Genomic DNA, 12,000 nt, shown 5'->3' with positions numbered 1-12,000 from the left:
GAGCAGGGATTCCCCGATTCCCCTCTCCTTGCCGTTGTTTTCTTCCTCATTTCTCAGCAATCGTATGTTCAGTCCCGCTCAGCGTACGTTTGCTGAGGTCTTACGCCCTTACTTCTCGCCAAACGTACGCTGAGCAGCACGTACGCTGCGCGACGGTATAAACAGCAACGAATAACAGCAGTATCGACAACGGCGGCAAGGCAGCTCCGTCCACGGTATGGGCATCAGCGGCCGCCGTCACAGGGAGACGTCCCCCTCCGCGAGGATAGTGAAACAGTAAGCAAAACGAGGAGAGAGTCGTGTCTGCCATACTTACGCCAGTCGGCCTGCTGCTGATTATTCTTGCCGGCTACCTGTTCCGGCGCTTCGGCCTGTTCGGCCAGAAGGATTACCGCGTTCTGCAAACCGCCGAATTCAATCTGGTGCTGCCCGGCGCGATCATCTACTCGTTCGCCACGAACCCGCACGACATCTCCCTGCTCTGGCTCTCGGCGTTCGCCTTCATCTGCTCAGCCGTGCCGGTGGCGTTCATCTTCGTCACCACGCGCAAACGCAATGTGACCGACCGCGCATTCCTGATGCTCAACGGAGCAGGGTTCAATCTCGGATGCTTCTGCTTCCCCGTGGTGCAATCATTCTGGGGCGCGGGCGCAGTGGTGCCCGCCGCGATGTTCGATATCGGCAACTGCATCATGGTCGCAGCCGGCACGAACGTGCTCACCCAGCAGCTTCTGCATATTCAACCTGGCAAGACACTTGCCGAGCAGCATGCCGGCTCCGCGCCGACCTTGCCCTACGAGAAACCCAAGGACCGCGACGCCAAACGACTCGCACGCCGCGCACTGGGACGCACCATCTTCAAGAGCTTCTTCGGCTCCGTGCCGTTCGACACCTATATGCTGATGATTGTGCTGACCCTGCTCAACGTGCATGTTCCAGACTGGATCGCCACGTTCTGCCAGCCCCTGAGCAATGCGAACGCCTTGGTCTCCATGCTGATGGTGGGCATGCTGATGGACTTGCCGCAATCCAGGCATGACGTCAAAGAGGTGCTGGCCGTGGTGGCGTGGCGTGTGCCGTTCAGCATCGTCTTCGCTCTGGCGGCCTGGTTCCTGCTGCCGTTCGATGCGTCCGTGCGCGCTGTGGCGGTCATCGCCTGCCTGGCGCCGATCGCCATCTTCTCCACGCTGTTCACCGACAAGGTGCTGGGCAACGCCAAGCTCGCCGGGTTCTCGCTCTCGTTGACCGCCATCATCGCGCTGGTGCTGATGGCCATCGCCCACACACTGATGGGCGTGTGAGCGGGCTTGGCTCTGTTTCGTCAGGATTGACATGTTTGTGAACCGTCCCGCAGCCGGCTTCACCGGCATCCCTAGCATGGGGAGCCCAACAAGGTAATACCAATTCTGATTGAGTGGTGTGCAAACCATTTGCTGCTTTGTGCACACCACCGCATCTCAGCGCATCACTCAGCCAGCAATGCTTCGATCTCGGGCACCAGAGCCTTCAATGCCTTGCCACGGTGGGAAATAGCGTTCTTTTCTGCCGGAGTCATTTCGGCACTGGTCAGCGGCTCGCCTTCATATCCCGGCTCGTCGCTGGTACGGCCTGCCGGCTGGTCATCGGGCACGAACAGCGGATCATAGCCGAAACCGTGCTCGCCGCGGGCCTTGCGGATGATGCGACCCGGCATTTCGCCGAGCTTGACCACCTCGGATGCGATGGCGTATCGTCCGACCACCGGAGCACCGCCGGCAGTCGAGCCAGCGGCTGCTTCAGTATCACCACCATTGGTACCGGTTACATCAGCACCGGTCACATCGATGCCGGCTGCGGTATCCGGCACCACCAGAGCCGCGGCACAACGGAACCGTGCGGTGCGCTTGTCGTCCGGTATATCCTCGATCTGCGCGAGCAGCAGCGCGTTGTTCGCCTTGTCATGCCCATGTGCGCCAGCCCAGCGCGCGGACAGGATGCCGGGCGCGTTGCCCATCACATCCACGATGAGGCCGGAGTCGTCGGCGATGGCGGGCAGACCCGTGCGGCCGGCGACATCGCGCGCCTTGAGCAGCGCGTTCTCCTGGAAGGTCACACCGGTTTCCACCGGGTCGGGCAGATGCAGGCTGCCGGCCGACACCAGTTCGATGTCCGCGGCGGCAGGCCCGAGATCCTCCTCGAGGATGCGGCGGATCTCCACCAGTTTGCCTTCGTTATGCGTGGCGACGACGATTTTCATTGCAGTTCCTCCAGTATGTCCGGTATGTGTCCAGTATGCAAAAACGATATGTGCAATATGTGCGATATGTGCGGCATGAGCGGGGCGGGCGGATGGCATATGTGCGTAATCGTGTGCGTCATGGGCATGCAGTCGTCCTTCTGTGAGTCTCCTGACCGGGCGCGCCAGAAGAATCAGGTTGAAACCGACCGACGAGGACCCTGAACCGGCTGTATGTTCGCGGGCCGACGACCCACGCGCGAACATACAGCTAGTTTAGGCGCTGTTCCCGGCCATATGTTCGCGAGCTGACGAACCACGCGCGAACATACAGCTAGTTTAGGAGCCGTTCCAGGCTGTATGTTCGCGACCACCTCGTCAAGCCGCGAACATACAGCCGGTTTCCGGCGGCGGGGCATCCACCAGCGCGTGGGTACGAGGCATACGCGCGGGTATGAGGCATGCGCACGGGTGCGAGGCATACGCGCAGGTATGAGGCATGCGCACGGGTGCGAGTCATGTGCATGGGTGCGAGTCCAGCGCGCAGTGTGTGAATCATGCGCACCGCGCACACCGCCGCAACGACACAACACATGGCGCAACACACGGCTCAGCACGCCATCCGGTCTCGACGCGCGTCAAAGCACGCCACGACCAGGGTATCGGGCCGAATACGTGCGCGCGCATCATCAATCAGTCCAAGGCGAGCGCGGCACGCTGGGCGGCCTGTAGCTCGCGATTGCCCTTCTCCGCCAAATCGAGCAGCGTACCGAGCTCGGCGCGGTTGAACGGGCGGTGTTCGGCGGTGCCTTGAATCTCGATGAACGTGCCGGAACCGGTCATGGCCACGTTCATATCGGTCATGGCCTGACTGTCTTCGATGTACGGCAGGTCCAGCATCGGCGTTCCGTTGATCACACCCACCGACACGGCGGACACATAATCCTTCAGCACCTTGGCAGCGGACTTGATGTGCTTGTTCTTCTCCGCCCAGTTCAGCGCATCCACCAGCGCCACGTAGGCACCGGTGACGGAAGCGGTGCGGGTGCCGCCATCAGCCTGCAGCACATCGCAGTCAAGCTGGATCTGGTTCTCGCCCAGCGCCTTCATATCGACGACGCCCCTCAGGCAACGGCCGATGAGTCGGCTGATCTCCATCGTGCGGCCGCCGAGCTTGCCTTTGACGGACTCACGATCAGTGCGCTCGGAGGTGGCGCGCGGCAGCATCGCGTATTCGGCGGTCACCCAGCCGAGCCCGGAATCCTTGCGCCAGCGAGGCACGCCCGGAGTGAACGTGGCGGTGCACATCACGCGGGTGTTGCCGCATTCGATGAGCACGGAGCCTTCAGGGGCATCGGTGAAATGACGGGTGATGCGCACCGGACGCAGTTCGTCCACTTGGCGGCCGTCGGCGCGGATGATCTGATGATTGGGAAGCAAATCTTTGATTTCAGCCATGCGGCCAAGCATACGCGCACCCACATGACGCGTACAGCACGAATGCAACGTTCGCTATGCACACTGCGGCATACTAACCGAGCAGGACCTTCTTGGGCAGCGCACGATCCAACAGCCACACTGCGAACGCGAGCGCCACAAACGCGAGCGCCAGCTTGCCGCAACTGACGCCGAAACCCTGCCAGCCGAGCACCTTCAGATCGATGAAGGCGTACGGATACGGATTGCCGCCCGCGGCCGGGCCGGAATTTGGCCACAATGCCGCGCGGATGAGCACGAACGTCAGATAGACAGGGAAATAGATCAGCCACGACAACATGTAATGCCAGCGGAACCGGCGATGCGGGTCGAACAGTACGAAATCGATCACCGCCATGATCGGGCCGATTTTGTGGAGCATCGTGTTGGTCATGATGCCGATCACCTGCGGCACATAGGCGGGATCGTCGGGCGGCATCAGGAGGAACGCCACCAGCGCGGTGACGACGGCGTACAGCGTGACGCACCCCTTGAGCCATGCAGGCGGCTGGATGCCTTTCAGCAGTGTGGCGGCACCGGCCCACAGCATCACCACGCCCAGCACCAGTCCGGTCTGGAATGTGAAATACACCCAATACTGCGGCTTGGACCAGGCCTCATACGTTCCGACGAAGCAGAATCCTGCGATGGCCAACCGCCATAATGCCGCGATGAATCTCATGATTCATGAGTCTACTCAATACTCATCAGTACTCATCAGTACTCAGTTTCGGGAGACGGCCCGGGTCCGATGCGCAAGCGCGGCACTTGTCTTTGGGCGGCTTATTCCGGGACATTCCCCAGTCCAGCCCGGCTCATGACGTCAGACATCGTCGGACGTTCTTCAGGATTAATCCACAGGCCATCTATGACTGTCTTCGCTGACTCGCAGGTCCAATGCCGCAAAGTCATCGCAGCTAGTGTTCTTGGGCATGCGACGGCGGTGCCGCCATCGGACTACACTAATAGTCAACTTAACCAAAAGTAGTGAGCTTGGGTAAGCGGGACAGCAAACACAGTGAATCGACACGGTGGAGCACACGGTGGAGCACACAGTGATGCAACACAGTGAGGCGCCACGACACAGTGAGGCACAGTGGAACACCACAGTGCACGACAACGGAAAGGCTTGGAATGGTCGATTATTCGCCGGCTCTGATGACCGACATGTATGAATACACGATGCTCGATGCAGCGCTCAAGGACGGCACCGCCAATCGCAAATGCGTATTCGAGGTGTTCACCAGGCACCTGCCCGAAGGCCGACGCTACGGCGTGGTGGCCGGCACTGGCCGCATCCTGGACGAGCTCGAACGCTTCCATTTGGACAGCGAGGACCTGAAATTCCTCGCCGACCGGCATGTGGTCAGTCCGGAGACCATCAGGTGGCTGGAGAACTTCCGCTTCTCCGGATCCATCAAGGGCTATCGAGAAGGCGAGATGTTCTTCCCGAACTCGCCGATACTGCAGGTCGAAGGCACGTTCGGCGAGTGCACGCTGCTGGAAACGCTGATTCTGTCGATTCTCAACTATGATTCCGCCGTGGCGTCCGCCGCCTCACGCATGGTGTCGGCCGCCAAGGATCGCCCCTGCATGGATATGGGCGGACGACGCACGAACGAGTGGGCCGCCGTGGCCGCGGCGCGCGCTGCAGTGGTCGGCGGCTTCAAAGGCACCGCGAACCTGCTCGCCGCACAGTTGTACGGACTGAAGGCTATTGGCACCGCCGCGCACTGCTTCACGCTGGTGCACGATTCCGAGCGCGACGCCTTCGAATCGCAGATCGCGGCACTGGGCAAGAACACCACGCTGCTGGTCGACACCTACAACATCGAGGAGGCCGTGAAGACCGCCGTGGAAGTGGCCGGCCCCGAATTGGGCGGCATCCGCATCGATTCGGGCGACTTGGCCGCGATGGCGCAACGCGTGCGCAACCAGCTGGACGCGCTGGGTGCCACGAACACCACCATCACCGTGACCAACGATCTGGACGAGTATGCACTGGCCGCCCTGCAGACCGCACCGGTCGACTCGTACGGCGTGGGCACAATGCTGGTGACCGGCTCCGGAGCCCCGACCTGCGCGATGGTGTACAAGCTCACCGAACGCGAGGGCGCGGATGGCGTGATGCAGCCTGTTGCCAAGAAGTCGAAGGACAAGGCCACAGTGCCTGGCCGCAAGCTGGCCTATCGTTCATACGAGTACGCGCTGGCCGAAGCCGAGCATGTCGTCTCCGGCTCGGAAGACAAGCTGGCCGCGTTCACGCCGGAGGAAGGCTGGAAGGATCTGCTGGTCGATTTCGTGGACCACGGCTCGATCGATTCGACTTGGCAGGGGCATGACGCCATCATGGCCGCGCACGAATACCGCGCCAAGGCGCTTGCCGAGCTGCCGATCACCGCGCAATCGCTGATGAAGGGCGAGCCTGTGATTTCTACTGAAGTCACCGTCCTGTGACGGCGGCTTCAGTAGAAATCCGTCGCGGCACAGCCGCTCCCCTCGCCTACCGGCAGCCCACCGGGCTGCCCGCTTAACGGCTCGGTTATTGAAGTCACCGTCCTGTGACGGCGACTCAGCAGTCGATTGAGTAGAGGCGGGTTTTGTAGTACTTCCAGTCGGGCAATGGTTCGCCCGCTTCGAGCGCGCGCTTGATGTCGCCGTAATAGTGCAGTTTGCGCTGCACATGCATGGCCGCCTCGTCAAGCGCGCGGCGCTGCTCGTCCAAGGCCTCGCGACGCGATTCCAGCAAGTCCAGGATCTCGTCGATGTGTTCGGGCTCATCGGACTCGTACACGAAGAATTTCTTCAGATCATCGATGGTCATGCCCGCGTTCTTGAAGCAGCAGATCGCACGCAGACGGTTGATATGGCAGTCCTCGAACACGCGCTGCCCGGTCTCCGTACGGCCGACATTGGTGAGCAGGCCCTGCTCCTCGTAATAGCGCAATGTGGACGGCTGCATATGAAACTGTGCGGCCACCTCGCGAATCGTATATGTCTTATGGATTCTCTCGCGAGCGCCCTGCGCGCTGTCGACGTTCGAAACCTCTCCCGCTCCGGCGCCGCCGGCCGGTTCATCCGCGACAGCACCGGCCGCAGTCCGCGCAGACTCCGCCGGAATCATCACCGTATCTGTTTTCAATCCGACCTCCCCGCCGTACCTTTCCCGGTTTTCCCGGCCGACGGCCCGCCGGGCACCAATCATCGGCACCCACCGCAACACGCCGAACCATCGCCCGAAATTTGCCTTCAAGTTCACTTGAACTGGAACCATGATAACCGATAACGCAACCGACACACACCCGTGCCACGGTGCACATCGGCACCTCACACGGCGTCAAAGGAGAGCCATGTTCGAGCCAACCACCTCTTACCAGCCCGACCCGCATCGCTACGACACGATGACCTACAACCGTTCCGGACGCTCCGGCCTCAAGCTTCCCGCCGTCTCGCTCGGCTTCTGGCACAACTTCGGCGACATCACCCCGTTCGAGCAGATGAAGTCGCTCGTCTTCACCGCGTTCGACAACGGCATCACCCACTTCGATCTGGCCAACAACTACGGCCCGGAACCCGGCCAGGCGGAGAAGAACTGCGGTCTGCTGCTCGCCAAATACTTCAAGCACCATCGCGACGAGCTCATCATCTCCACCAAAGCTGGCTATGAGATGTGGCAGGGCCCTTACGGCGACCTCGGCAGCCGCAAGTACCTGCTTGCGTCGCTCGACCAGTCGCTCGAACGCCTCGGACTGGACTATGTGGACATCTTCTACCACCACCACCCGGACCCGGACACCCCGCTCGAGGAGACGATGGGCGCGCTCGCGCAGGCCGTGAACTCCGGCAAGGCGCTGTACGTGGGCCTGTCCAACTACGATGGTCCGACGATGGAGAAGGCGGCGGCCATTCTCGATGAACTGCACGTGCCGTTCATCATCAACCAGAACAAGTACAACATCCTCGACCGCACGGTGGAGAAGAACGGCCTCAAGGAAACCGCATACCGCCTGGGCAAGGGGCTCATCACCTTCTGTCCGCTGGAGCAGGGCCTCCTGACCAACCGCTACCTCAACGGCATTCCCGCCGACAGCCGCATGGCCCACGATCCGCGATTCCTCAACAACTCCGCGCTGACCGACAAGCTGCACAAGCAGGTGGTGGACCTGAACAGCCTCGCCGCCGAACGCGGACAGACGCTCGCGGAGATGAGCCTGGCATGGCTGCTGCACGACGGCAAGGTGACCTCGGTGCTGGCCGGCGCCTCGAAGCCGCAGCAGATCCTCGACAACATCGGCGCACTGAAGAACACCACGTTCACCGACGAGGAGCTCAAGCGCATCGACGAGATCTCACAGCGCTGAGACACGATACCGAGCGGCCGGGCGCCGCGGCGCGAGTGGCAGACGATGGGCGTGACGCGGCGCACATGGCGAGCGCGCGAATGCGGATACATGAACGTGCGAACGCGCACGCAAGTACGAATGTGAGCGCACGCCGAAGCGCGGGCCCGCCATTTCGGCGACGATCTGGATAATTGTCCCGCTAGCTTGTGGCAGGTCAGTCGTATTCCCGTGATTGGCCGTAATCATCGTACCGGTCATCCTCCGCGGCCTGACGGCGACCTTTCTCCTGCTGCTCCTCCGCCTCATCCACGCCGCTGACCTTGGTGCGCCTTCCGATCCAGTTGATGATGGTGAACACGATGCAGAACACGATGACAAGGATTCCCAAGACGGCGATGATGCCGAGCAGCCGCCCGTATCCTTGTGCTTGTCCGGTCAACCATTGGAGGAGGTTGGATGTGGTCGTCTCGTCCGCGTATTCGGGACTGTCCGACAGGAGTTCCGCATGCTGGTTGTTGGCGCTCAATAGGTAGGATGCGTAGCCGACCAGGGGTGTGGCTATCGCGGTGAGGATTCCGATGATCCACATGAGGAACTGGTAGCGGTTGTACCATTTGCTGATTTTCCATAGGATGCCCATGTTTCCTATTGAACCAGTCTCGTGTGGGTTGTTGGCGGGAAAGGCGGGAAGATGCCGCCACGAAGAGGCATGACGGCAACGCCAAGCCCTATCAGATACGGCAAATCCTCAAAGCCATCGACATGAAGGAGAGCATGAAATGAGCATGAACACCAGCGTAATCGTCAACCATTACTCATATCGGGTCCAATGGTCCGCCGAAGATGGGGAGTACGTGGGAACCTGCGCCGAACTGCCCGGCCTGAGCTGGCTGGACGAATCCCCGGCGAAAACCCTGAACGGCATCCAGAAAGTCGCCGGCGAAGCCGTTGCGGACATGGAGGCCAACGGCGGGAAGATTCCCGAGCCATACGGCCCCCTCTTTGTCTAGAGCTATTGACATTTAGTGTCTAGTAAGATAGAATTAAGTTCGTGACGAAACGCAAGGACATCATCAAACGAATCAAAGCCGAAGCGAAAAAGAACGGCTGCCGACTCGAAATCCTCGAAGGCGGCAACCATTCAAAACTCGTCATCGACGGCATGATCGTCCCACTGCCACGACACAACGAAATACGAGAGAATACAACCAAAGCCATCTACGGGGAATGCGAACCGAAATTCGGAAAGGACTGGTGGAAATGAAAACCTACGAAGTGAACGTCACCAGAGACGAAGACGCATGGATGGTGGACGTGCCCGCCGTCAAACGCGTCACCCAGGCTCTGAATCTCAAAGAGGTGGACGTGATGGCGCGTGATCTGATCAGCATCATGACCGACGAGGCGCCGGAGTCCATCAACCTTGACGTGCACGTCAGACTGCCCGAAACGGTGGAATCGCATGTGCTTGAGTCGAAACGGCAACGCATGGTGTCGGAGGAATCAGCCCGCAAGGCCGCTTCCGAAAGCCGGCTCGCCGCCAAAACCCTGCATGGTATGGGCGTGACCCTGCGTGATATCGGCATCATGCTGGGCGTCTCCTACCAGCGGGCGCACCAGCTCGTCAACGCGTGACGTACAACGTATGCGTCCGGCTTGGAGGCGAGGGAGATAAAGGGATGAATGTGAAATCAGTCGGTCAGCATGGTCTTAGAATGATATCGCTACCGTCTGAAGTGCCATTTCCGCAGTAGTGGAGATAGTCGTCTCCGCTTGATGCCTGTCCGCTGTTGCTTCCTATAGACGGAGCAGAAACTTGACCATTACCGTTGTAATTGTGACCGCCCGTATACCCATTGTTGCTGCCGTATCCGTAGCTCTGGTATCCGTCGCCCACATACGAGGAAGACGGCGCCTGCGCCGCAGCGGCCGCCTGGGCTTCGGCCGCTGCCCTGGCGTCCGCATCCTGCTTGGCCTTCACGCTGTCGTTGACCTTGCCGACCGCATCCTCCAATGCCTTGCGCGCCTCGTCCAGTTTCGACGGATCGTTCCCGTCCTTCAGCTTGTTTCCGGCGTCGATGGCCTTCGACAGGGAGTCACGCACCGCGTTGTCGGCCACCTTGCCGTCCGAATCCGCGAGCAGCTTGGACGCCTCCTCCAGTTTCGCCTTCAGGTTCGCCCTAGCCGTGTCCAGGGTCTTGGCCGCCTTGGATTCATTGACCGCCTTCACCGTCTTCGACAGGCTCTCCTCATGCGTCCTATACCATGCGGTCTGCTCGTCCAACGTGTTCGCGGCATCCTTCAGGCCGTTCGTATCGTCGGCCGTGCAACCCGCATAGACGGGAGTTTCCTCTTTCAACGCCTTGGACAGCGTGTCCAGTGTCTTCGCGTCCTTCACCTGATCCTTCACCGTCTTCGACGCCTCGGCGGCGGCACCGTTGAGCAGCAGGTTGTACGCGTTCATCGCCTCCCGCGTATGATCCGCCGCAGTCGCGCACGCCGACTTGGCGGCATCAAGCTCACGGACCGTCCACACATGCCATCCGCCGACACCCGCAGCCACAAGGACCACGGCGGCACCAGCCGCAATAACAGGAACCAGCCATTGGGGGCGCTTTGTCTGCACCGCAGGAGTGCCTGCTGTTTCTTCGCCATCTCTCTCATTTTGCATGGTTTCAGTGTAGAACAGGCCATGGTTTGAAGTTCCAAGACGCAAACGATGTGGATAGCGGAGGATTGATCGGCATAAGTGCTTCCCAGCCAATTGGACCCGCATACGTATAGTTGCAACCAGACAACGAATTTCCAACGAGAGACGCTAGTGGTCTGTCTCGCAATTGGTTGAGTGGTTGAGGGTGTCTTTGGCGTGCTTGACCTTGGCGAGGATGGTTTCGGCGCTGGCGGTCCATGTGTAGGGGCGGGGATTGCGGTTGTGGGCATCGATGTATTGGTCGATGCTGTCCACGAGGCTTTGCAGGCTGGGGAACACGCCGCGGCGGATGGCGTCCCGGTCAAGGTCCCCGAACCAGTGCCCGACCTGGTTGAGCCATGAGCTCGACGTGGGCGTGTAGCGCATGTGGAACCTGGGGTGCGTCCCGATCCAGGCCCTGACGGCGGCGTGCTTGTGCGTGGCGTAGTTGTCCGCGATCACGTGCACGTCCAGCCCCGCGGGCAAACCGTCGAGGGTGTCTAATTGTTTGTGTATGGGGTTGCCGGGTGAAAGGATATTATGATGGTGACCTCGCATGATGAAGTAGGGTGCGGCGATGGTGCCGTTGCCGTGGGTTCCGCCCGTGAGCTGGTGGATGGTCTTGTTTCGTCGGGTTCGTTGGATTCCCTGTTCGAGCGTATAGACAGGGGCGATGTGGAGCCGGCCGGCGATGGGGGTCTGATCCCGGAACTGGTGCGCGCGCACCGTGTTCACGCGCACCCCGCGCCGGCGCGCGTTCTCCTCGTTCGCGACCCCGGACGCGGCGTCGAGCAGCGCGAGCGCGCGCCGCACATGGCGTGCGACGGGCGTGGCGGCGCGCGAAATGCACGCATGAACGTGCGAACGCGCACGCAAGTACGAATGTGAGCGCACGCCGGAACGCGAGCCCTCCATTTCGGCGATGCCCCATAGATAATTGTCCCGCTAGCGCAAATAACCGCATGGTTGCGCTAGCGGGACACAGTTTTCTGTCCCGCTAGCGCGATTCGGCGGTTTTTCCGGTTCCGGGACAGTCGATTTGGCCCACAACGTCGGTCAAACGATTGACATTATCTACCGGGACAATCGCGACAATCTGCAAAACCGCGGAATTCCGCCATTTTGGACATCGAGATCACCGACGACCGCGCGACGCCGCACAGTAGGCTTGTCCCGATACGTGAAAAACAACGAAATCGTCATTCAGGGACACGAATAATTGCCACGGTATCGGCGTCAAACGATTGACTCTTTCACCGTGGCAATTATCATCCTCA

At 60.6% G+C, this 12,000-nt stretch carries 13 protein-coding genes; 6 read left to right on the top strand and 7 right to left on the bottom strand.

The genetic code is table 11. From position 1 onward, the window contains the following. The first annotated feature begins 299 nt into the window (after nucleotides 1-299). The gene (locus BW14_RS09825; protein ID WP_044089577.1) at nucleotides 300-1,301 is read left to right on the top strand and encodes an AEC family transporter; all 1,002 of its coding nucleotides are present in this window, start codon (nucleotides 300-302) and stop codon (nucleotides 1,299-1,301) included. Between the two features lie 164 nt (nucleotides 1,302-1,465). On the opposite strand, the gene BW14_RS09820 is transcribed toward BW14_RS09825, so the two are convergent. The 3 genes from BW14_RS09820 to BW14_RS09810 form a co-directional block, all read right to left on the bottom strand. Beyond that, nucleotides 1,466-2,236: a non-canonical purine NTP pyrophosphatase gene (locus BW14_RS09820; RefSeq protein ID WP_044089578.1), complete on the bottom strand. Its 771-nt coding sequence runs from the start codon at nucleotides 2,234-2,236 to the stop codon at nucleotides 1,466-1,468. Between the two features lie 672 nt (nucleotides 2,237-2,908). Beyond that, on the bottom strand, nucleotides 2,909-3,673 hold the full coding sequence (rph, locus tag BW14_RS09815; RefSeq protein ID WP_044089638.1) for a ribonuclease PH: 765 nt from the start codon (nucleotides 3,671-3,673) through the stop codon (nucleotides 2,909-2,911). A 73-nt stretch (nucleotides 3,674-3,746) separates the two neighbouring features. After that, entirely contained in the window at nucleotides 3,747-4,373 is a 627-nt protein-coding gene (locus BW14_RS09810; protein ID WP_044089579.1) for a Pr6Pr family membrane protein, read from the bottom strand. 452 nt (nucleotides 4,374-4,825) lie between these two features. Here BW14_RS09810 and BW14_RS09805 point away from each other — a divergent pair, with 452 nt between their 5' ends. Further along, on the top strand, nucleotides 4,826-6,148 hold the full coding sequence (locus BW14_RS09805; protein ID WP_044089580.1) for a nicotinate phosphoribosyltransferase: 1,323 nt from the start codon (nucleotides 4,826-4,828) through the stop codon (nucleotides 6,146-6,148). Nucleotides 6,149-6,263: 115 nt separating this feature from the next. On the opposite strand, the gene BW14_RS09800 is transcribed toward BW14_RS09805, so the two are convergent. Next, the gene (locus tag BW14_RS09800) at nucleotides 6,264-6,698 is read right to left on the bottom strand and encodes a MerR family transcriptional regulator (RefSeq protein WP_258185046.1); all 435 of its coding nucleotides are present in this window, start codon (nucleotides 6,696-6,698) and stop codon (nucleotides 6,264-6,266) included. 343 nt (nucleotides 6,699-7,041) lie between these two features. Between BW14_RS09800 and BW14_RS09795 the strand changes: the two genes are divergently transcribed. Continuing rightward, on the top strand, nucleotides 7,042-8,052 hold the full coding sequence (locus tag BW14_RS09795; protein ID WP_044089581.1) for an aldo/keto reductase: 1,011 nt from the start codon (nucleotides 7,042-7,044) through the stop codon (nucleotides 8,050-8,052). A gap of 196 nt (nucleotides 8,053-8,248) precedes the next feature. Here BW14_RS09795 and BW14_RS09790 read toward each other — a convergent pair whose 3' ends face one another. Beyond that, nucleotides 8,249-8,674, bottom strand: a complete 426-nt coding sequence (locus BW14_RS09790; RefSeq protein ID WP_044089582.1) for a hypothetical protein — start codon at nucleotides 8,672-8,674, stop codon at nucleotides 8,249-8,251. 139 nt (nucleotides 8,675-8,813) lie between these two features. Here BW14_RS09790 and BW14_RS09785 point away from each other — a divergent pair, with 139 nt between their 5' ends. From BW14_RS09785 to BW14_RS09775, 3 genes are read left to right on the top strand one after another with little or no spacing between them, the layout of a single operon-like run. After that, entirely contained in the window at nucleotides 8,814-9,044 is a 231-nt protein-coding gene (locus tag BW14_RS09785) for a hypothetical protein (protein ID WP_052382086.1), read from the top strand. A 41-nt stretch (nucleotides 9,045-9,085) separates the two neighbouring features. After that, a complete protein-coding gene (locus tag BW14_RS09780; protein ID WP_044089583.1) occupies nucleotides 9,086-9,298 on the top strand; it encodes a hypothetical protein in 213 nt (70 codons plus the stop codon). Next, nucleotides 9,295-9,669 carry a hypothetical protein gene (locus BW14_RS09775; RefSeq protein ID WP_044089584.1) on the top strand — a complete coding sequence of 125 codons (375 nt, stop codon included), beginning with the start codon at nucleotides 9,295-9,297 and terminating at the stop codon, nucleotides 9,667-9,669. Before BW14_RS09780 ends, BW14_RS09775 begins: the two co-directional genes overlap by 4 nt. Before the next feature lie 64 nt (nucleotides 9,670-9,733). Here the strand turns inward: BW14_RS09775 and BW14_RS09770 are convergent, their stop codons facing one another. Together BW14_RS09770 and BW14_RS12590 are read right to left on the bottom strand one after the other, a co-directional pair. Then, nucleotides 9,734-10,705 carry a colicin transporter gene (locus tag BW14_RS09770; protein ID WP_140490461.1) on the bottom strand — a complete coding sequence of 324 codons (972 nt, stop codon included), beginning with the start codon at nucleotides 10,703-10,705 and terminating at the stop codon, nucleotides 9,734-9,736. A 147-nt stretch (nucleotides 10,706-10,852) separates the two neighbouring features. Beyond that, complete coding sequence (locus tag BW14_RS12590) at nucleotides 10,853-11,638, bottom strand: transposase (RefSeq protein WP_081977828.1); 786 nt, start codon at nucleotides 11,636-11,638, stop codon at nucleotides 10,853-10,855. Nucleotides 11,639-12,000 lie beyond the last annotated feature (362 nt).

Origin of the sequence: Bifidobacterium sp. UTBIF-68 (assembly GCF_006408855.1) — a bacterium.
GTDB classification, from domain to species: Bacteria; Actinomycetota; Actinomycetes; order Actinomycetales; family Bifidobacteriaceae; genus Bifidobacterium; species Bifidobacterium reuteri.
Note: the sequence above shows the minus strand (reverse complement) of the source record. Positions and strands in the feature narration are given on the sequence as shown.

Bases quoted from the DNA above. Each gene is read 5' to 3' on its own strand.
- BW14_RS09820 (WP_044089578.1), bottom strand. From the start codon at position 2,236: ATGAAAATCGTCGTCGCCACGCATAACGAAGGCAAACTGGTGGAGATC.
- rph (WP_044089638.1), bottom strand. From the start codon at position 3,673: ATGGCTGAAATCAAAGATTTGCTTCCCAATCATCAGATCATCCGCGCC.
- BW14_RS09810 (WP_044089579.1), bottom strand. From the start codon at position 4,373: ATGAGATTCATCGCGGCATTATGGCGGTTGGCCATCGCAGGATTCTGC.
- BW14_RS09805 (WP_044089580.1), top strand. From the start codon at position 4,826: ATGGTCGATTATTCGCCGGCTCTGATGACCGACATGTATGAATACACG.
- BW14_RS09795 (WP_044089581.1), top strand. From the start codon at position 7,042: ATGTTCGAGCCAACCACCTCTTACCAGCCCGACCCGCATCGCTACGAC.
- BW14_RS09790 (WP_044089582.1), bottom strand. From the start codon at position 8,674: ATGGGCATCCTATGGAAAATCAGCAAATGGTACAACCGCTACCAGTTC.
- BW14_RS09785 (WP_052382086.1), top strand. From the start codon at position 8,814: ATGAGCATGAACACCAGCGTAATCGTCAACCATTACTCATATCGGGTC.
- BW14_RS09775 (WP_044089584.1), top strand. From the start codon at position 9,295: ATGAAAACCTACGAAGTGAACGTCACCAGAGACGAAGACGCATGGATG.
- BW14_RS09770 (WP_140490461.1), bottom strand. From the start codon at position 10,705: ATGCAAAATGAGAGAGATGGCGAAGAAACAGCAGGCACTCCTGCGGTG.
- BW14_RS12590 (WP_081977828.1), bottom strand. From the start codon at position 11,638: ATGGAGGGCTCGCGTTCCGGCGTGCGCTCACATTCGTACTTGCGTGCG.